Raw genomic sequence first — 18,058 nt, 5'->3', positions numbered from 1 at the left:
CACCCTTCCGGCCGAGGCCGCCGCGGGGTCCGTGCCGCCTACTGCCGGATCGCCCAGCCCCGCTCCTTCAGCGCCGCCGCGAGAACGGCCGCCGACTTCGGTTCGACCATGAGCTGCACCAGGCCCGCCTGCTGTCCGGTCGCGTGTTCGATCCGTACGTCCTCGATGTTGACGCCCGCCCGCCCGGCGTCCGCGAAGATCCGGGCCAGCTGTCCCGGCTGGTCGTCGATGAGCACCGCGACGACCTCGTACACGCGCGGGGCCGCGCCGTGCTTGCCGGGGACGCGGACCTGTCCGGCGTTGCCGCGGCGCAGGACGTCCTCGATGCCGTCGACGCCGTCGCGGCGCTTGGCCTCGTCGGAGGACTGGAGCGCGCGCAGGGCCCGCACGGTCTCCTCCAGGTCGGCGGAGACGTCGGTGAGCAGGTCGGCGACCGGCCCCGGGTTCGCGGAGAGGATGTCGATCCACATCCGGGGGTCGGAGGCGGCGATCCGGGTGACGTCCCGGATGCCCTGCCCGCACAGCCGCACGGCGGCCTCCTCGGCGTTCTCCAGCCGGGCGGCGACCAGGCTGGAGACCAGGTGGGGCATGTGGGAGACGAGGGCGACGGCGCGGTCGTGCGCGTCGGCGTCCATCACCACGGGGACGGCCCGGCAGTGCGAGACGAGTTCCAGGGCGAGGTTGAGGACCTCGGTGTCGGTGTCCCGGGTCGGGGTCAGCACCCAGGGCCGGCCCTCGAAGAGGTCACCGGTGGCGGCGAGCGGGCCGGACTTCTCACGGCCGGACATGGGGTGGCTGCCGATGTAGGCCGACAGGTCCAGTCCGAGGGCCTCCAGCTCGCGGCGCGGGCCGCCCTTGACGCTGGCCACGTCCAGGTAGCCGCGGGCCACACCGCGGCGCATCGCGTCGGCGAGCACGGCGGCCACATGGGCGGGCGGGGCGGCGACCACGGCGAGGTCGACGGGCCCGTCGGGCGCCTCGTCGGTGCCGGCGCCGAGCGCGGCGGCGGTGCGGGCCTGTCCGGGGTCGTGGTCCTCCAGGTGGACGACGACGCCCCGCTGGGCGAGGGCGAGGGCCGCGGAGGTGCCGATCAGCCCGGTTCCGATGACGAGCGCGGTCCTCACTGGGCGATGTCCTTGCGCAGGGCGGCGGCGGCGCCGAGGTAGACATGGCTGATCTCGGCGCGCGGCCGGTCGGACTCGACATGCGCGAGGAGCCGTACGACCCGCGGCATGGCGCCCTCGACGGCGAGCTCCTGGGCGCAGATCAGCGGTACGTCGACGATGCCCAGCTTGCGGGCGGCGGCGGCCGGGAAGTCGCTGTGCAGATCGGGTGTGGCCGTGAACCAGATGCTGATCAGGTCGTCCGTGCTGAGGGAGTTCCGTTCCAGGACGGCGGTGAGCAGGGCCCCGACCTGCTCGTCCATGTGTCCGGCCTCGTCGCGTTCCAGTTGGACGGCTCCCCGGACCGCTCGTACCGCCACGGCGCTGCTCCTTGCTGATGTACGGCTGGTGAGGCGTCCCAGCCTAGTCAGCCCGCGCCGGGCCGGGTGCGCTCCGCCCGCCCCCTGAGACGCGGCGCGTCCTGTTGCGGGGCGGCACCGGTACGCGCTTGGCTGGCACCTGTACGTGCTTCCGCACCCCCGGAGTGACGACATGACCCTCTCCCCCTCCCGGCGCACGGTGCTCGTCGTGACGGGCGGCGCGGCAGCCGCCCTGGCCACGGGCTGCGGCAACGGCGGCGACGGTACGTCGTCGGACGCGGCCGACTCGACGAAGTCCGGGGCCGCCGGTGGCGCGCTGGCGCAGACCACCGACATCCCCGAGGGCGGCGGCAAGATCTTCACGGCCGAGAAGGTCGTCGTCACCCAGCCCACGAAGGGCGACTTCAAGGCCTTCTCGGCGGTCTGCACCCACCAGGGCTGCACGGTCGGCTCCGTCGCGAACGGCACGATCAACTGCCCGTGTCACAAGAGCGAGTTCCGCATCGCCGACGGTTCGGTGGCGGCCGGTCCGGCGACGGAGCCGCTGCCCGAGAAGCAGATCACGGTGCAGGGCGACTCCATCACGCTGACCTGATCACCCGCCGCCCCGATCACAGGTCCCACAGCGCGCCGAGCGTCACCAGCTCCCCCTGGTACTCGATCCGGTCCGCCCAGGGCGTGGGCCAGGCGTCCGCGCCGGCGTACGCGCCCGCGAAGGCGCCCGTCAGACAGGCGATGGAGTCGGAGTCGCCGGAGGAGCAGGCGGCCCGGCGCAGCGCGGTGACCGGCTCGTCGGGGAAGAGCAGGAAGCACAGCAGCCCGGTGGCCATGGCCTCCTCGGCGATCCAGCCCGCCCCCGTGGCCAGGCACGGGTCGGCCTCGGGCGCCGGGTCGCGCAGGGCCTCGGCCAGCCGGTCCAGGACGCCCAGGCACTCGTCCCAGCCGCGCGCCATGAAGTGCTCGGCGGACGGGTCCTGGCTGCGGGTCCACAGATCGCCGAGCCAGCGCTGGTGGTAGCGGGTGCGGTTCGCGACGGCGTACGCGCGCAGCTGTCCGACCAGGCCGGCCGGCGGGGCGCCCTGGGCGAGGAGGCGTACGGCGTGGGCGGTGAGGTCGGACGCGGCGAGCGCGGTGGGGTGTCCGTGGGTGAGCGCCGACTGGAACTGGGCGGCCCCCGCGCGCTGCTCCTCGCTGAGGCCGGGGGCGAGGCCGACGGGGGCCACGCGCATGTTGGCGCCACAGCCCTTGGAGCCGATCTGGCTGGCGTCCTGCCACAGCCGCCTCTCGTCCTTGAGCAGCTCGCAGGCGGTCAGGCAGGTGCGGCCGGGGGCGCGGTTGTTCTCGGGTGACTGGTACCAGTCGACGAACTCCTCGCGCAGGGGCCGCTCCAGCCGGGTGGGCACCAGCAGTCCGCGGTCCATCGCGGTGCGCAGGGCGCGGGCCACGGCGAGGGTCATCTGGGTGTCGTCGGAGACGAAGGCCCGCCCGGGCAGTTCCATCCCCCGCCAGGGCCCGCACTTGGCGAGGATCGACGGGACGTCGTTGAACTCGGTGGGGAAGCCGAGGGCGTCCCCGAGGGCGAGGCCCAGCAGGGCGCCGGTGGCGGCGCGCTTCCTCACGGTGGTCGTGGTCATGCGGAACGTCCTTCCCGGGGCGGTCGCAGCAGGGGCGGGTGGAGCGCGGTGGCGGTGCCCGCGCGGTAGAGGGCGGCCGGTTTGCCCCGGCCGCCGGTGAGCCGCGCGGCGCCGGGCACCGGTTCGACGAACCCCGGTGTGGCCAGCACCTTGCGGCGGAAGTTGGGACGGTCGAGCCCCGTCCCCCAGACCGTCTCGTAGACCTGCTGGAGCTCGCCGAGGGTGAACTCGGGCGGGCAGAAGGAGGTCGCGAGGCAGGTGTACTCGAGCTTGGCGCCGACCCGGTCGTGGGCGTCGGCGAGGATCCGGTCGTGGTCGAAGGCGAGCGGCCCGGTGTCGTCGTACGGCAGCCAGCGGGCCTCGGCCGCGTCGCCGCCGCCGTGCGGTTCGGGGGCGTCGGGCAGCAGCGCGGCGAAGGCGACGGACACGACCCGCATCCGGGGGTCGCGGCCGGGTTCGCTGTAGGTGCGCAGCTGCTCCAGGTGCAGTCCGGAGGCCGCGGAGACGTCGTCCAGGCCGGTCTCCTCGGCCAGTTCGCGCCGGGCGGCCGTCTCGGCGGACTCGTCCGGCCGTACGAACCCGCCCGGCAGCGCCCACTTCCCGGCGTACGGCTCCTGTCCGCGCTCGACGAGCAGCACGTGCAGGGCGCCCTCGCGGAGGGTGAGGACGGCGAGGTCGACGGTGACGGCGAAGGGTTCGTGCGCGTATTTGTCGTAGCCCTGCACCCTCGCCGCCCCCTTCGCGGTCGCCTTTACGGTCAGTGTGACTAATAGTCATGACGACTATAAAGAATGAGCCGCCGGGCCACAACCCCTCAGCGCCGCTCTGACCGCCTTCCGCACAAACGGAAGCGGCCGGTACCGGAGAACCCGGTACCGGCCGCCACACAGCCGTGCAGAGCGCCTCTAGAGGTCGACCTCGTTCAGCAGCATGCCGACCTCGGTGTTGGACAGCCGTCGCAGCCAGCCCGACTTCTGGTCGCCCAGGGTGATCGGCCCGAAGGAGGTGCGCACCAGCTTCTCGACCGGGAAGCCCGCCTCGGCCAGCATCCGGCGCACGATGTGCTTGCGGCCCTCGTGCAGGGTGACCTCGACGAGGTAGTTCTTGCCGGTCTGCTCGACGACCCGGAAGTGGTCCGCGCGCGCGTACCCGTCCTCCAGCTGGATGCCGTCCTTGAGCTTCTTGCCCAGGTCGCGCGGGATCGGGCCCACGATGGCGGCGAGGTAGGTCTTCTTCACGCCGTACTTCGGGTGGGTCAGCCGGTGCGCCAGCTCACCGTGGTTGGTGAGCAGGATGACGCCCTCGGTCTCGGTGTCGAGCCGGCCGACGTGGAAGAGCCGCGTCTCGCGGTTGGTGACGTAGTCCCCGAGGCACTGCCGCCCCTCCGGGTCCTCCATCGTGGAGACGACACCGGCGGGCTTGTTCAACGAGAAGAACTGGTACGACTGCGTCGCGACCGTCAGGCCGTCGACCTTGACCTCGTCCTTCTCCGGGTCGACCCGCTTGCCCTGCTCGAGCACGACCTCGCCGTTGACCTCGACCCGCGCCTGCTCGATCAGCTCCTCGCAGGCCCGGCGGGAGCCGTAGCCCGCGCGCGCGAGGACCTTCTGGAGCCGCTCGCCCTCCTGCTCGGCGCCCGGGAAGGTCTTGGGCGGCTTGATGTCCTGCTTGCCCGCGTACCGGTCGCGGTTGCGCTCCTCGGCCCGTGCCTCGTACTCGCGCGAGGTGCCCGGGGCCGTACGCCCGCGCTGGGGCTGGGGCTTCTTGGGGCCGCCCTTGGCGCCGCCGCGCGCGGAACCGCCGCGCCCGGACTTCGGGCCGTCCGGGGAGGCGGAGGGGCCGACGTCGTAGCGGCGCTCCTCGGGACGGGGCCTGCGCGGGCGGCCCGAACCGCCCTGGCCGCCCTGACCGCCCTGCTTCTGGTCCCTGCCGTTGCCGGCCCCGCGGTAGTTACCGCGCCCGCCGCTCTTGCCGCTACCGCTACCGCTACCGCTGCTTCGCATCAAAGTTCCGTCGTCGTCGTGTCAGTCGTCTTCGTCGTGGGCCCGTCGTCCGTGTCCGGGGCGTCCGGGTCGAACGACGGCACGGCTTCCTGGGTCTCGGCCTCGATCGCCTCCGCCTCCGGGAGGAAGGGCGCGAGCTCCGGGAGCTCGTCCAGACCGCGCAGGCCCATCCGCTCCAGGAAGTAGTTCGTCGTCGCATACAGGATCGCACCTGTTTCGGGTTCCGTGCCCGCCTCCTCGACCAGACCGCGCTGCAACAGGGTGCGCATCACACCGTCGCAGTTCACTCCGCGCACCGCGGAGACCCGGCTGCGGCTGACCGGCTGCCGGTAGGCGACCACGGCGAGCGTCTCCAGCGCGGCCTGGGTGAGCCGGGCCTGCTGCCCGTCCAGCACGAACCGCTCCACCGCCGGCGCGTACTCCGCGCGCGTGTAGAACCGCCAGCCGCCCGCGACGAACCGCAGCTCGAAGCCGCGGCCCTGCACGGTGTATTCGTCGGCCAGTTCCCGCAGCGCGTCGGCGACCTGGCGGCGGGGGCGCTCCACGATCTTCGCGAGGTGTTCCTCGGTGGCGGGCTCGTCCACGACCATCAGGACGGCCTCCAGGGCGCCCTTGAGATCGAGCGCGGCGACGGTGCTCTCGGTCACTGCTTCTTCTCCTTCCCGGGCTCCTCGGGCAACTCCGGCGGCCGGTCGAACTCGTCGGTGACGGTCGGCTGGGCGGCGTCACCGTCCCCGGCGGTCCAGCGCACCAGCAGCTCGCCGAGGGCGGTCTCCTGGTCGAGCGCGACCGCCTTCTCCCGGTACAGCTCCAGCAGCGCCAGGAAGCGGGCCACGACGGTCAGGGTGTCGTCGGTGTCCTCGACGAGCGTGCGGAAGCTGGCCTCGCCCAGCTCGCGCAGCCGGGCGACGACGATCCCGGCCTGCTCCTGCACGCTCACCAGCGGGGCGTGGATGTGGTCGATGTACACCTGCGGCTTCGGCCGGGGCTGCATCGCCTTCACCGCGAGCCGGGCGAACCCCTCCGCCCCGATGCTGATGACCACCTCGGGCAGCAGCTCGGCATGGTGCGGTTCGAGGCCCACGGTACGGGGGTAGCGGCGGGCCTCGACGTCGAGCCGGTACGTGAAGATGTCGGCGACCTGTTTGTACGCGCGGTACTGGAGCAGCCGGGCGAACAGCAGGTCGCGGGCCTCCAGCAGCGCGAGGTCGGCCTCGTCCTCGACCTCTGCGGCGGGCAGCAGCCGGGCGGCCTTGAGGTCGAGCAGGGTGGCGGCGACGACGAGGAACTCGGTGGTCTGATCGAGATCCCAGTCCGGCCCCATGGCCCGGATGTGCGCCATGAACTCGTCGGTCACCTTCGACAGCGCGACCTCGGTGACGTCCAGCTTGTGCTTGGAGATCAGCTGGAGCAGCAGATCGAACGGCCCCTCGAAGTTGGCGAGCCGCACCTTGAAGACCCCGTCGGGCGCATCCGCCACGGGCTCCGGCACGACGGCCGCGCGCCGAGGTGCGGAGGCCTCCGGCTCCGGCTCCGGCGCGAAGGCTTCGGGCTCCGCTGCGGCCTCGGGCTCCCGCTCGACCACCTCCGGCTCCGGATCAACCACCCCGGGCTGCGGTACGGCGGCTTCGGGCTCGGGCGCGGCTTCGGATTCCGGCCCGACCGCCTCCGGCTCCGGATCAACCACCCCGGGCTGCGGTACGGCGGCTTCGGGCTCCGGCCCGACCGCCTCCCGTGCGGCGCCGCCCTCCGGCTCCTGGGGCACGGCCTCCGGTTCCGGTGTGGCCGGTGGCGACCCCGGTCCCCGGCCCAGCGGGCGGCGGCGGCCGCCGGCTCTGCCGGGTCCGGGAGCGTCGTTCGAGGGGTTCGCGGAGGTCATGGCCCCCGCAGGCTACCCCTACCGGCCTCGCAGCCGTCGTACGAGAATGCTGGCGTCGCCGCGGCTCTCCAGGTCGGCCAGCACCACGGCGACCGCCTCCCGCACGATCCGTCCCCGGTCCACGGCCAGCCCGTGCTCGCCGCGGAGCACCAGCCGGGCGTGCTCCAGGTCCATGAGTTCCTCGGCGGACACATACACGGTGATCTTCTCGTCGTGCCGCTCGCGCCCACTGGGCCGGCGGGCGGCCTGCCGGCCCCGCTTGCGCGCCTGGGCGTCGGCGGCGGCGGAGGCAGAACCTTCCTGCGCCGGTGCGGCGGGCCGCCGTGCCGGGCGCTCCCCGGTGAGGGTCTGGTCGGCCTCGGCCGCCACGTGTTCGGCGCCCTCGCCGTCCCCGCCCCGGGCGGGGACGGCCTGCGGCGCGTCCTCGCCCGCGGCGACCCCGTCGCTCTCGCCGGCCGGGGCGGGCACCCGGGCCTCGCCACCGGCCTGGCGTCGGGGTGCGGACGGCTGAAGCGCCATTCCCCCTGTCGTACGGAAGAGTTCGTCGGCCCCCGGCAGACTCACTCGGCGTGACACCGGGCGAGCACCTCCCTGGCGAGCTGGCGGTAGGCGGCGGCACCGACGGAGTTGGAGGCGTACGTGGTGATCGGCTCACCGGCGACCGTGGTCTCCGGGAAGCGGACCGTGCGTCCGATGACCGTGTGGTAGACGTGGTCGTCGAAGGCCTCGACCACACGGGCCAGGACCTCACGGCTGTGGACCGTGCGCGAGTCGTACATCGTGGCGAGGATGCCGTCGAGCTCCAGCTCGGGGTTGAGCCGCTCCTGGACCTTCTCGATGGTCTCGGTCAGCAGGGCCACACCGCGCAGCGCGAAGAACTCGCACTCCAGCGGCACGATCACCTTGTGCGCGGCCGTCAGCGCGTTCACGGTCAGCAGACCGAGCGAGGGCTGGCAGTCGATGACGATGTAGTCGTAGTCGTCCATCAGCGGCTTGAGCGCCCGCTGGAGGGTCGACTCGCGCGCGACCTCGGAGACCAGCTGGACCTCGGCGGCCGACAGGTCGATGTTGGAGGGCAGCAGGTCCATGTTGGGGACCGCGGTCTTCAGGAGCACCTCGTCGGCCGCCATGCCCCGCTCCATGAGCAGGTTGTAGACCGTGAGGTCGAGCTCCATCGGATTGACGCCGAGGCCGACCGACAGCGCGCCCTGCGGGTCGAAGTCGACGAGCAGCACCCGGCGTCCGTACTCCGCGAGCGCGGCACCCAGGTTGATGGTCGACGTCGTCTTGCCGACGCCGCCCTTCTGGTTGCACATCGCGATGATCGTCGCGGGGCCGTGCTGGGTCAGCGGGCCCGGGATCGGGAAGTACGGCAGCGGGCGTCCGGTCGGGCCGATGCGCTCACGGCGTTGCCGTGCCGCGTCGGGCGCGAGGGTGGCCGCGTACTCCGGGTCCGGCTCGTACTCGGCGTCGGGGTCGTAGAAGTGCCCGTCGGGCAGTTCGTCGTAGTCGGCGAAGTGGTTGTGGGGCGCGCCACTTCCGTCGCCGGCCATGGCGTTCACGTGATGACCGTCCATGCTCTGGTGTGCTGACAGAGCCGTGCGGGGGCCGAGCCGGCTCTGGTGGGCTGCGAAGGTTCGGACAGCGACGGAGCCGACAGCCTCGAGCCCCGCGGAATCCTGGTCCCGCGTAGGCATTCCTGGTTGACCACCCCCGGGAGCAAATGTCGACTCATTCACAAGTCGTCTTACCTCCTTGGTGACCAGGAAACTTCTAGACAAGGTCAGCGTGGCACCATGCCGACGGTTGGCGACTCTATGGCGTGTCGGGCGTCCGCAGCAACACAATCCGCCGGACCCGGCCCGATGTGTCGGCAATGAAACATGTCGCTGTCAAGGGCGTACGGCCGTCGCACGGCAGGTTCGACCGGTGCGCGAATCGGTCGAAGGGTTACGTTCGAGGCGAGTTGACCGAGAGCCGCAAAGTGACCATACACACATCCGGCCGGACCTTGTGGGGCAAGGTCCGGCCGGGCGTGTGCCGTTGACGCGCCTTGTTGACGTATCGCCTTTGCGAAAAGGTGACTTAATCGAGGCACTCACACGAGGGCTCAGCCGAGGAGCTGGTCGAGCTCCACGTGCTCCAGGCCGTGCGCCTCCGCCACCTCGCGGTAAACGACCTTGCCGTCATGGGTGTTGAGACCCCGGGCCAGCGCGGCGTCCCGGCGCAGCGCCTCCGCCCAGCCCCGGTTCGCGAGCTCGACGATGTAGGGCAGCGTGGCGTTGGTCAGCGCGTAGGTGGAGGTGTTGGGGACGGCGCCGGGCATGTTGGCGACGCAGTAGAAGACCGACTCGTGGACCGGGAAGGTCGGCTCGGCGTGGGTGGTGGGGCGGGAGTCCTCGAAGCAGCCGCCCTGGTCGATCGCGATGTCGACAAGGACACTCCCGGGCTTCATGCGGGACACCAGCTCGTTGGTGACGAGCTTGGGGGCCTTGGCGCCGGGGACGAGGACCGCGCCGATGACGAGGTCGGCCTCCAGGCAGGCCTTCTCCAGCTCGAAGGCGTTGGAGACGACGGTCTGGATCTTCGTGCCGAAGACCTTGTCGGCTTCCTTGAGCTTGTTGATGTCCTTGTCGAGCAGGGTGACGTGGAAGCCCATGCCGATGGCGATCTGCGCCGCGTTCCAGCCGGAGACGCCGCCGCCGATGACGACGGCCTTGCCGGCCGGGACGCCGGGGACGCCGCCGGGCAGCACACCGCGGCCGCCGCCCGCCCGCATCAGGTGGTAGGCGCCGACCTGCGGGGCGAGGCGCCCGGCGACCTCGGACATGGGCGCGAGCAGCGGCAGGGCGCGGTTCGGGAGCTCGACGGTCTCGTAGGCGATGGCGGTGGTGCCGGACTCCAGCAGGGCGTCCGTGCACTCCTTGGACGCGGCCAGGTGCAGGTAGGTGAAGAGCGTCTGGTCCTTGCGGAGGCGGTGGTACTCCTCGGCGACGGGCTCCTTGACCTTCAGCAGCAGGTCGGCCGTGGCCCACACCTCGTCGGCCGTCTCCAGGATCGCGGCACCGGCGGCCACGTACTCCTCGTCGGTGATCGAGGAGCCGACGCCGGCGTTGCGCTCGATGACCACCTGGTGGCCGTGGCGCACCAGCTCGTGCACACCGGCGGGGGTGATGGCCACCCGGAACTCGTTGTTCTTGACCTCGCGGGGGATGCCGACCTTCACGTCGATCACGGTCCTTGGCTCAGAGGGTGGGGGCATAGAAGTACATACCCGGATACAAGGGGTACACCGGGATACACCGCGGGAGAAGGTGCGGCAGAGCCAGTCTAATGAAGGTGTTCCCGCTGTCTAGCCTTTCAATGCATCAATCTTTAGTAGATGCACTACGGATTTCGCAGGTGTTAGGGCTGTGTTCCAGCCGATTGTGGGCCCGGCTCCCCGGCCAGGGGGTCCTCCTGGGCGGCCTCCTCCAGCAGCCGGCCGGCCTCGCCGCGGTGCAGCCGCGCGGCCGTCGGGTCGCCGAGATGGTCCAGGGTGTCGGCCAGGCGCAGCCGTACGGCGGCCTGGAGCCGGGTGTCCTCGGCGCGCCGTGCCCACTCCAGCGCCTCCTCGCAGGTGTGCAGCGACTCCTCGGGCCGCCCCGCGTACTCCTGGACCCGCGCCAGCTCGCTCAACGCCCGTGCGTGGGCGGCCACATCACCGTTCTTGCGGTGCCCGGCCGCCGCGGCCCGCCAGGCCCGCTGCGCCTCGCCGTAGCGGCCCGCGTAGGTGTGCGCGGTGGCGATCCGGCCGTACAGCCGGGCGGCGTCCGCGCGCTCGTCGCGGGCCAGGCGCTGGGCGAGGGCCCGGCCGTACCAGTCGGCGGCCCGTTCGTAGTCCCCGAGCTCCAGATGCGCGCCGCCTACGGATTCCATCGCGCGGCCGGTCGCATACGGGTCCTGCGCCGCCCGTCCGGCGTCCAGCGCCGCCCGGTAGCGCACCAGGGCCTCGGCCGTGCGTCCGGTCCTGGCGTCGACGTCGGCCAGGTTCAGCAGGGCGGCGGCCTTCTCCCGGGGCAGGTCGCGGCGCTCGGCCACGTCGAGGACGAGCCGGTGGACGCCGTACAGGTCGGGCGCTGCCTCCTGGGTGCCGAAGTGCGCGACCATCGCCCGCACCAGCTGGGACATCAGCCGGCGGGCCAGGGTGTCCAGCTCGCCGTCCGCGACGGCCGCGCGGGCCGCGGCGAGCAGGGCGGGGCGGCGTACGGTCAGCCACTCGGCGGCGGCGGCCCGGGTGGGGAAGCGCAGACCGCGGGGGGTGCCCTGGAGTTTCTCGCGGGCCTGGGGGTTGTCCGGCTCGGTGACGGCCCGGCAGGACTGCAGCAGCCGTACCGTCCGCTCGAACATCCGGGCGCGGGCCAGCTGGAGCTCGGCGGGGCGTTCCTGGGCCTCGGCGGCGGCGCGCAGCAGGGGGTGCAGGGCGGCCGGGACCTCGTACTGGGGCAGCGGGGAGTCCACGGCCCGCAGCAGGCCGAGGGCGGTGAGGTCGTCCAGGGCGGTCCGGGCGGCGCTCAGCGAGCAGCCGGCGAGGGCGGCCGCGGTGTGCGGGTCGGCCAGTCCGGCCGGGGCCAGCGAGAGCAGGCGCAGGGTGCGGGCGGCGGGGGTGGGCAGGGTGGCGTGGACGAGGCCGAAGACCCGGCTGAGCGGGGTTCCCTCGTCGCCCTCGGCGTGCAGCTGTTTGGCGAGGTCGGAGACGGCCGCCTGGGGACGGGCGGCGAGCCAGCCGCCGGCCAGGATCAGCGCGGCGGGCTGGCCCTGGCAGATCTCGACCAGGCCCTCGGCCGCGCGCGGGTCGACGGTGATGCGGACCGAGCCGGTGGAGCGGGTGAGGAGGTCGAGGGCGGACTTGGTGTCCAGGCCGCCGAGGGTGCAGGGGCGGACGTCCGCGATGCCGGTGAGGGGGCCCGCGGACACGGCGACGAGCAGGCATTCCGGGGTGTCCGGCAGCAGTGCGTCGACCTGGTCCGCGCCGGTCGCGTCGTCCAGCAGGATCAGTGCGCGCCGGTCGGCGAGCGCCTCGCGCAGGGTGGCCGCGAGCTCGTCCTCGTCGGCGCCGGCCGGGGCCGGCAGGTCCAGGGCGGCGAGCAGGTCACGGGCGGCGCGCTCGACGGGGACGGGGGTGCCGTCGGGTTCGGCGAGCCGGGTGCGCAGGACGCCGTCGGGGTAGCGGCGGGCGACCTGCCGTACGAGTTCCTCGGCGAGCGCGGTGCGGCCGGAGCCGGGCCGGCCCGCGATGAGGAGCACGCGCGCGCGGGGGGCCTTCCGCCCGGTGAGGGTGTCCAGCCCGGTGCGTTCGATGTCGGCGCGCAGTTCTTTCAACTCCCGGGTCCTGCCTAGGAATTGATCCCGTGTCGCAGCGTGTCCGGACAGCTGCACGCCGCCTGTGTCCACTGCCTGATCCGTCACGGGCCACACTCCCGTCCCACGCACACACCTGCCCGCCGGGACTCCGGATCGGACGATTCCAGAGCCTAGTTCACGCTCTGCGACGTTCCGGGCGCAGGAGTGCGAGCAGCGCCCCGAGCTCCCCCGATCGGATCAGCCGATCGTCACACCACATCCGTGCACGAAGCACCTCCGGCCACGCACAAGACAATTCCCGGCCACGTGCGGAACACCTCCGGCCTCGCACGGAACGCCTCCGGCCACGCACGAGAGAACTCCCGGCCGTACACCCAGAGCCCCCCGCCGTAGGCGAGACAACCCCCAGCCACAGGCGAGACGACTCCGGCCGCCTGCAAGAACAGCTCCCGGCCACGCACGAGACAACTCCCGGCCGTGCGCCATAGCTCTCGCCGTGGGCGGGACAACCCACGGCCGCAGGTGAGACGACTCCGGCCGCGTGCGGTGCGGCTCCCGGCCACGTGCGGGACGCCTCCGGCCACGCACGAGACAACCCCCGGCCGTACGCCAAAAGCCCCCCGCCGTAGTCAAGACAACCCCCAGCCACAGGCGAGAACAACCCCGGCCGCCTGCAAGAACAGCTCCCGGCCACGTGCGGGACGCCTCCGGCCACGCACGAGACAACCCCCGGCCGTACGCCATAGCTCTCGCCGTGGGCGGGACAACCCACGGCCGCGTGCGGTGCGGCTCACGGCCGTACGCCGAAGGCCCCCGCTGTGGGCGGGACAACCCCCGGCCGCAGGCGAGACGACTCCGGCCGCGTGCGGTGCGGCCCACGGCCGTATGCCAAAAGGCCCCCACCGCAGGCGAGACGGCTCCGGCCGCGTACGAGACAACCCCCGGCCGCGTACGAGACAGCCCCGGCCGTGTGCCGAAGGTCATCGTCCTGTGTGTGACCGTCCCGGCCGCCGGCGAGACGGCTTTCCGCCGTGTGTCTGGTGGTTCAGGCCTCGAACGGGCGGGCCGGCCAGGGCGCCTCGGCGGGGCGCAGGGCGTCGAGGCCGTCCCCGCCGCGCGCGGCCACGAAGGACAGCACGCCCACCACGAGGCAGTTGTTGTGCACGTCGCCCGCGAGGACCGCCCGCACGAGCTCGTCGACCGGCACGCGCGCGTGCTCCATGTCGGCCTCCTCGTGCTCCACCGCGAAACGCTGCCCCTCGGCCTCGGACAGCCCCCGGGCGAGGAAGATCCGTACGGACTCGTCGCAGCCACCGGGAGTCGTGTACACGTCCGTCAGCACCCGCCAGTCCTCGGCCTTGACGTGCGCCTCCTCGTACAGCTCCCGCTGCGCGGCGTGCAGCGGGTTCTCGCCGGGCACGTCGAGCAGGCCGGCCGGGATCTCCCAGAGCTTGTGCCGTACGGGGTGGCGGTACTGCTTGATCAGCAGCACCCGGTCCTCGTGGTCCAGGGCGAGGACGGCCACGGAACCGGGGTGGACCTGGTAGTCGCGGCGGACCACACCGCCGTCGGGCATGACCACCTCGTCCGTGCGGACGGAGGTCTTGTTGCCCACGAACGGAGTCTCCGTGGAGCGGATCTCCCACGCCTCGGGGGTGTCCTTGATCGTCATGCCCTGTACTCCTTCGACGTGCACAAACGAAAACCGGGGTGCTCTCCGTTGAAGGGAAGCACCCCGGCCACCGTACAAGCAGGTGTGTTACTTGGAATTCTTCCGCTCGACGGAAGCCTTCACCAGGCCCGCGAACAGCGGGTGCGGGCGCGTGGGCCGCGAGCGCAGCTCCGGGTGGGCCTGGGTGGCGACCAGATAGGGGTGGACGTCGCGCGGGTACTCGACGTACTCGACGAGCTTGCCGTCCGGCGAGGTGCCCGAGAACAGGATGCCCGCCTTCTTCTCCAGCTCGGCGCGGTAGGCGTTGTTCACCTCGTAGCGGTGCCGGTGCCGCTCCTCGACGTACTCCTTGCCGTCGTAGACCTCACGGACGATGGAGCCCTCGGCCAGCTTGGCCGGGTACATGCCCAGGCGCATCGTTCCGCCCATGTCGCCCTCGCCCGCCACGATGTCGAGCTGCTCGGCCATGGTGGAGATGACCGGGTGCGCGGTGGCCGCGTCGAACTCGGTGGAGTTCGCGTCGCCGATGTCGGCGAGGTGGCGGGCCGCCTCGATCACGATGCACTGCAGGCCCAGGCAGAGACCGAGCAGCGGGATCTTGTTCTCGCGGGCGTAGCGGATCGCGCCGACCTTGCCGAGCACACCGCGGTCGCCGAAGCCGCCGGGGATGCAGATGCCGTCCACGTCGGCGAGCTGCGCCTTGGCGCCGGCCGGGGTCTTGCAGTCGTCGGAGGTGACCCACTTGATCTTCACGCGGGCCTTGTTGGCGAAGCCGCCGGCGCGCAGCGCCTCGGTGACCGAGAGATAGGCGTCGGGCAGGTCGATGTACTTGCCGACCAGGGCGAGGGTGATCTCGTGGTCGGGGTTGTGGACGCGGTCGAGCAGGTCGTCCCAGGTCGTCCAGTCCACGTCGCGGAACGGCAGGTCCAGCTTGCGGACGACATAGGCGTCCAGGCCCTCGCCGTGCACGGTCTTCGGGATGTCGTAGATCGAGCGGGCGTCGGGGCAGGCGACGACGGCCGCCTCGTCGACGTCGCACATCAGCGAGATCTTGCGCTTGATCGCGGTCGGCACCTCGCGGTCGCAGCGCAGCACGATCGCGTCGGGCTGGATGCCGATGTTGCGCAGGGCGGCCACGGAGTGCTGGGTGGGCTTGGTCTTCAGCTCGCCGGACGGGCCGATGTACGGCAGGAGCGAGATGTGCACCACGAAGACGTTGTCCCGGCCGACCTCGTGCCGCACCTGGCGGACGGTCTCCAGGAACGGCAGCGACTCGATGTCGCCGACCGTGCCGCCGACCTCGGTGATCACGACGTCGACCTCGTCGGTCGCCATCCGGCGGATGCGGTGCTTGATCTCGTTGGTGATGTGCGGGATGACCTGCACGGTGTCGCCCAGGTACTCGCCGCGGCGCTCCTTGGCGATCACGGTGGAGTACACCTGGCCGGTGGTGACGTTCGCCGAGCCGTCGAGGTCGCGGTCGAGGAAGCGCTCGTAGTGGCCGATGTCCAGGTCGGTCTCGGCGCCGTCGTTGGTGACGAACACCTCGCCGTGCTGGAAGGGGTTCATCGTGCCCGGGTCGACGTTCAGGTACGGGTCGAGCTTCTGCATCACGACACGCAGACCGCGCGCCTTGAGCAGCATGCCCAGGCTGGAGGCGGTCAGGCCCTTGCCGAGAGAGGAGGCGACACCCCCGGTGACGAAGATGTGCTTGGTCGTCGTGGATTTCGGCGGCATGGCCAAGAGGGGGCTCCCGTGGTCGCGGTCTGGGGTCGCTGCGGTTCGGGGGTTTCGAGCCCTCCGGTCCACGGGCTACCAGGGTATCAGCGCCTCGACGGGATGGCTTCCGGCCACGCTCCGCGTACGCGCCGACACCCCGCGCGCCCTTCGCGCGAGCCGGGCAGACTGCTTCTTACGGGCTTCTCACCGGTGGCTCACCCGTTCGGCGTACGCACGTTGCCCGGAGCGACACACAGATCATCTACGTGCGTCGTATCCTGCTCGGACACTCGCTGCCGAGCCCGGCCGGCAAGACGGCACACCCCAGCCCGTAACCACCGGAACAACGAGAGCTCGTCAGTTCGTTGAGCAACAATTGGCGTTTTGCCCATACGGCGGAGCGACTGCTTTGCTTCATCGCTCAACGACGCATTACAACGACCCCTTGACCGCAAATAAGCGACAGCCCCCGTTCGCGTGGGGGTGACGTGGCCGTTCGACTGGAGTTGCACGTGGCCGGGCGCATCGAAGACTACGCACTCATCGGAGACATGCAGACCGCTGCCCTGGTCTGCCGTGACGGGACAGTGGACTGGCTGTGCCTGCCCCGCTTCGACTCGCACGCGATCTTCGCAGGTCTGCTCGGCACGGAGGAACACGGATTCTGGCGCCTGGGCCCCGCCCACGCCTCCGACACCCGGCCGCCCACGGCCGCCCGGCGCACCTACCGCGGCGACTCGCTGATCCTGGAGTCCGAGTGGGACACCCCGCGCGGCACGGTCCGGATCACCGACTTCATGCCGCCTCGCGACGGTGCGCCCCAGCTCATCCGTATCGTCGAGGGCGTCACGGGCCGCGTCCCGATGCGCTCCACCCTGCGCATGCGCTTCTCCTACGGCCGGGTCGTCCCCTGGGTGCACAAGCACGACGGCCGTACGGTCGCCGTGGCGGGCCCGGACTCGGTGTGGTTCGACACCACCGCCGAGACCTACGGGAAGTCGCTGACCACGTACGCGGACTTCACCGTCGCCCCCGGTGACCGCATCGCGTTCACGATCTCCTGGGAGCCCTCGCACAAGCAGCCGCCCGCGCTGCCGGAGCCGGAGCAGTCGCTGGAGGCGACGGAGGAGTTCTGGCGCGAGTGGGTGGAGCACTGCACCTACCACGGCCCCTACCGCGAGGCGGTGATCCGCTCGCTGATCACCCTCAAGGCCCTCACCTACGCCCCCACCGGCGGCATCGTCGCGGCCCCGACCACCTCCCTGCCCGAGGACATCGGCGGCGTCCGCAACTGGGACTACCGCTACACCTGGCTGCGCGACGCGGCGATCACCCTCTCCTCGCTGCTGCGCACCGGCTACCGCGAGGAGGCCCGCGCCTGGCGCGAGTGGCTGCTGCGCGCGGTCGCCGGCGACCCCGAGAACCTCCAGATCATGTACGGCATCGCGGGAGAGCGCGAGCTGGGCGAGGCCGAGCTGGACTGGCTGCCGGGCTACGAGAACTCCGCCCCGGTCCGGGTCGGCAACGGCGCGGCGCACCAGCTCCAGCTCGACGTCTACGGCGAGGTCACCGAGGCCCTGCACCTCGGCCACATGACGGGCCTCGCCCGCAACGACTACGCCTCCCTGCTCCAGCTCAAGCTGATCCGCTACCTGGAGAAGCACTGGGACACGCCCGACGAGGGCATCTGGGAGGTGCGCGGCCCGCGCCGCCACTTCGTGCACTCCAAGGTCATGGCCTGGGTCGCCGTGGACCGCACCATCAAGCTCATCGAGTCCGGCGACGCCGACGGCCCGCTGGAGCGGTGGCGCGAGCTGCGCGACGACATCCACCGGGACGTGTGCGAGAAGGGCTACGACAAGGAACGCAACACGTTCACGCAGTCGTACGGCTCCAGGGAGCTGGACGCGTCGCTGCTGCTGATCCCCCAGATGGGCTTCCTGCCGCCCGACGACAAGCGGGTCATCGGCACCATCGAGGCGATCCAGCGGGAGCTGTCCACCCCGGACGGCTTCATCCTGCGCTACCCCACCTCGGGCGGCGACGAGGGCGTCGACGGCCTCCCCGGCGACGAGGGCGCCTTCCTCGCCTGCTCGTTCTGGATGGCCGACGACCTGGCGATGATCGGGCGCGTCGACGAGGCCCGCAAGCTCTTCGAGAAGCTGCTCTCCCTGCGCAACGACCTCGGCCTGCTCGCCGAGGAATGGGACCCCCGTCTCCAGCGCCAGGTCGGCAACTTCCCCCAGGCCTTCAGCCATGTCCCGCTGATCGACACGGCCCTGAGGCTGACGGCCTCGGGGGCCTACGGGGGCTGACGCCCCACCG

15 protein-coding genes are annotated in these 18,058 nt (G+C 71.9%); 2 read left to right on the top strand and 13 right to left on the bottom strand.

Going from position 1 to position 18,058, the window contains the following annotated elements:
• Window positions 1–38: 38 nt before the first annotated feature.
• Together ABZ490_RS43165 and aroH are read right to left on the bottom strand one after the other, a co-directional pair.
• Window positions 39–1,124, bottom strand: coding sequence for a prephenate dehydrogenase (locus tag ABZ490_RS43165; protein ID WP_359003301.1), 1,086 nt, complete (start codon window positions 1,122–1,124; stop codon window positions 39–41).
• Window positions 1,121–1,483 carry a chorismate mutase gene (gene aroH, locus ABZ490_RS43160; protein ID WP_359003299.1) on the bottom strand — a complete coding sequence of 121 codons (363 nt, stop codon included), beginning with the start codon at window positions 1,481–1,483 and terminating at the stop codon, window positions 1,121–1,123. The genes ABZ490_RS43165 and aroH overlap by 4 nt, the downstream gene beginning before the upstream one ends.
• A 172-nt stretch (window positions 1,484–1,655) precedes the next feature.
• Between aroH and ABZ490_RS43155 the strand changes: the two genes are divergently transcribed.
• The gene (locus ABZ490_RS43155) at window positions 1,656–2,078 is read left to right on the top strand and encodes a Rieske (2Fe-2S) protein (RefSeq protein ID WP_359003297.1); all 423 of its coding nucleotides are present in this window, start codon (window positions 1,656–1,658) and stop codon (window positions 2,076–2,078) included.
• A gap of 16 nt (window positions 2,079–2,094) precedes the next feature.
• On the opposite strand, the gene ABZ490_RS43150 is transcribed toward ABZ490_RS43155, so the two are convergent.
• From ABZ490_RS43150 to ABZ490_RS43100, 11 genes are all read right to left on the bottom strand, one after another.
• On the bottom strand, window positions 2,095–3,117 hold the full coding sequence (locus ABZ490_RS43150) for an ADP-ribosylglycohydrolase family protein (protein WP_359003294.1): 1,023 nt from the start codon (window positions 3,115–3,117) through the stop codon (window positions 2,095–2,097).
• Complete coding sequence (locus ABZ490_RS43145; protein WP_359003292.1) at window positions 3,114–3,842, bottom strand: NUDIX domain-containing protein; 729 nt, start codon at window positions 3,840–3,842, stop codon at window positions 3,114–3,116. The genes ABZ490_RS43150 and ABZ490_RS43145 overlap by 4 nt, the downstream gene beginning before the upstream one ends.
• Window positions 3,843–4,022: 180 nt before the next feature.
• Complete coding sequence (locus ABZ490_RS43140; RefSeq protein ID WP_359003290.1) at window positions 4,023–5,120, bottom strand: pseudouridine synthase; 1,098 nt, start codon at window positions 5,118–5,120, stop codon at window positions 4,023–4,025.
• The gene (gene scpB, locus ABZ490_RS43135; protein ID WP_359003288.1) at window positions 5,120–5,767 is read right to left on the bottom strand and encodes an SMC-Scp complex subunit ScpB; all 648 of its coding nucleotides are present in this window, start codon (window positions 5,765–5,767) and stop codon (window positions 5,120–5,122) included. The genes ABZ490_RS43140 and scpB overlap by 1 nt, the downstream gene beginning before the upstream one ends.
• Window positions 5,764–6,999, bottom strand: a complete 1,236-nt coding sequence (locus ABZ490_RS43130; RefSeq protein ID WP_359003286.1) for a segregation/condensation protein A — start codon at window positions 6,997–6,999, stop codon at window positions 5,764–5,766. Before ABZ490_RS43130 ends, scpB begins: the two co-directional genes overlap by 4 nt.
• 18 nt (window positions 7,000–7,017) lie before the next feature.
• Window positions 7,018–7,575: a hypothetical protein gene (locus ABZ490_RS43125; RefSeq protein WP_359003284.1), complete on the bottom strand. Its 558-nt coding sequence runs from the start codon at window positions 7,573–7,575 to the stop codon at window positions 7,018–7,020.
• The gene (locus tag ABZ490_RS43120) at window positions 7,560–8,696 is read right to left on the bottom strand and encodes a ParA family protein (RefSeq protein WP_359003282.1); all 1,137 of its coding nucleotides are present in this window, start codon (window positions 8,694–8,696) and stop codon (window positions 7,560–7,562) included. Before ABZ490_RS43120 ends, ABZ490_RS43125 begins: the two co-directional genes overlap by 16 nt.
• 413 nt (window positions 8,697–9,109) lie before the next feature.
• Window positions 9,110–10,234, bottom strand: a complete 1,125-nt coding sequence (gene ald, locus ABZ490_RS43115; RefSeq protein WP_359003280.1) for an alanine dehydrogenase — start codon at window positions 10,232–10,234, stop codon at window positions 9,110–9,112.
• Window positions 10,235–10,404: 170 nt separating this feature from the next.
• A complete protein-coding gene (locus ABZ490_RS43110) occupies window positions 10,405–12,447 on the bottom strand; it encodes a tetratricopeptide repeat protein (RefSeq protein ID WP_359003278.1) in 2,043 nt (680 codons plus the stop codon).
• A 940-nt stretch (window positions 12,448–13,387) separates the two neighbouring features.
• Window positions 13,388–14,014 carry an NUDIX hydrolase gene (locus tag ABZ490_RS43105; protein WP_359003276.1) on the bottom strand — a complete coding sequence of 209 codons (627 nt, stop codon included), beginning with the start codon at window positions 14,012–14,014 and terminating at the stop codon, window positions 13,388–13,390.
• Window positions 14,015–14,101: 87 nt separating this feature from the next.
• Window positions 14,102–15,751 (bottom strand): CTP synthase, encoded by a 1,650-nt coding sequence (locus ABZ490_RS43100; RefSeq protein WP_359003274.1) that lies wholly within the window; start codon window positions 15,749–15,751, stop codon window positions 14,102–14,104.
• 494 nt (window positions 15,752–16,245) lie between these two features.
• On the opposite strand from ABZ490_RS43100, the gene ABZ490_RS43095 reads away from it, so the two are divergent.
• Window positions 16,246–18,048, top strand: coding sequence for a glycoside hydrolase family 15 protein (locus tag ABZ490_RS43095; RefSeq protein WP_359003359.1), 1,803 nt, complete (start codon window positions 16,246–16,248; stop codon window positions 18,046–18,048).
• The last annotated feature ends 10 nt before the right edge of the window (window positions 18,049–18,058 follow it).

The organism is Streptomyces sp. NPDC005811 (assembly GCF_040630405.1).
GTDB lineage: Bacteria > Actinomycetota > Actinomycetes > Streptomycetales > Streptomycetaceae > Streptomyces.
This window is presented reverse-complemented; position numbering and strand designations above follow the sequence as displayed.

What these genes read in the sequence shown, in the direction of transcription:
- ABZ490_RS43100 (WP_359003274.1), bottom strand. Translation starts at nt 15,751, where the DNA reads ATGCCGCCGAAATCCACGACGACCAAGCACATCTTCGTCACCGGGGGT.
- ABZ490_RS43140 (WP_359003290.1), bottom strand. Translation starts at nt 5,120, where the DNA reads ATGCGAAGCAGCGGTAGCGGTAGCGGTAGCGGCAAGAGCGGCGGGCGC.
- ABZ490_RS43130 (WP_359003286.1), bottom strand. Translation starts at nt 6,999, where the DNA reads ATGACCTCCGCGAACCCCTCGAACGACGCTCCCGGACCCGGCAGAGCC.
- ABZ490_RS43150 (WP_359003294.1), bottom strand. Translation starts at nt 3,117, where the DNA reads ATGACCACGACCACCGTGAGGAAGCGCGCCGCCACCGGCGCCCTGCTG.
- ABZ490_RS43120 (WP_359003282.1), bottom strand. Translation starts at nt 8,696, where the DNA reads ATGCCTACGCGGGACCAGGATTCCGCGGGGCTCGAGGCTGTCGGCTCC.
- ABZ490_RS43105 (WP_359003276.1), bottom strand. Translation starts at nt 14,014, where the DNA reads ATGACGATCAAGGACACCCCCGAGGCGTGGGAGATCCGCTCCACGGAG.
- ABZ490_RS43155 (WP_359003297.1), top strand. Translation starts at nt 1,656, where the DNA reads ATGACCCTCTCCCCCTCCCGGCGCACGGTGCTCGTCGTGACGGGCGGC.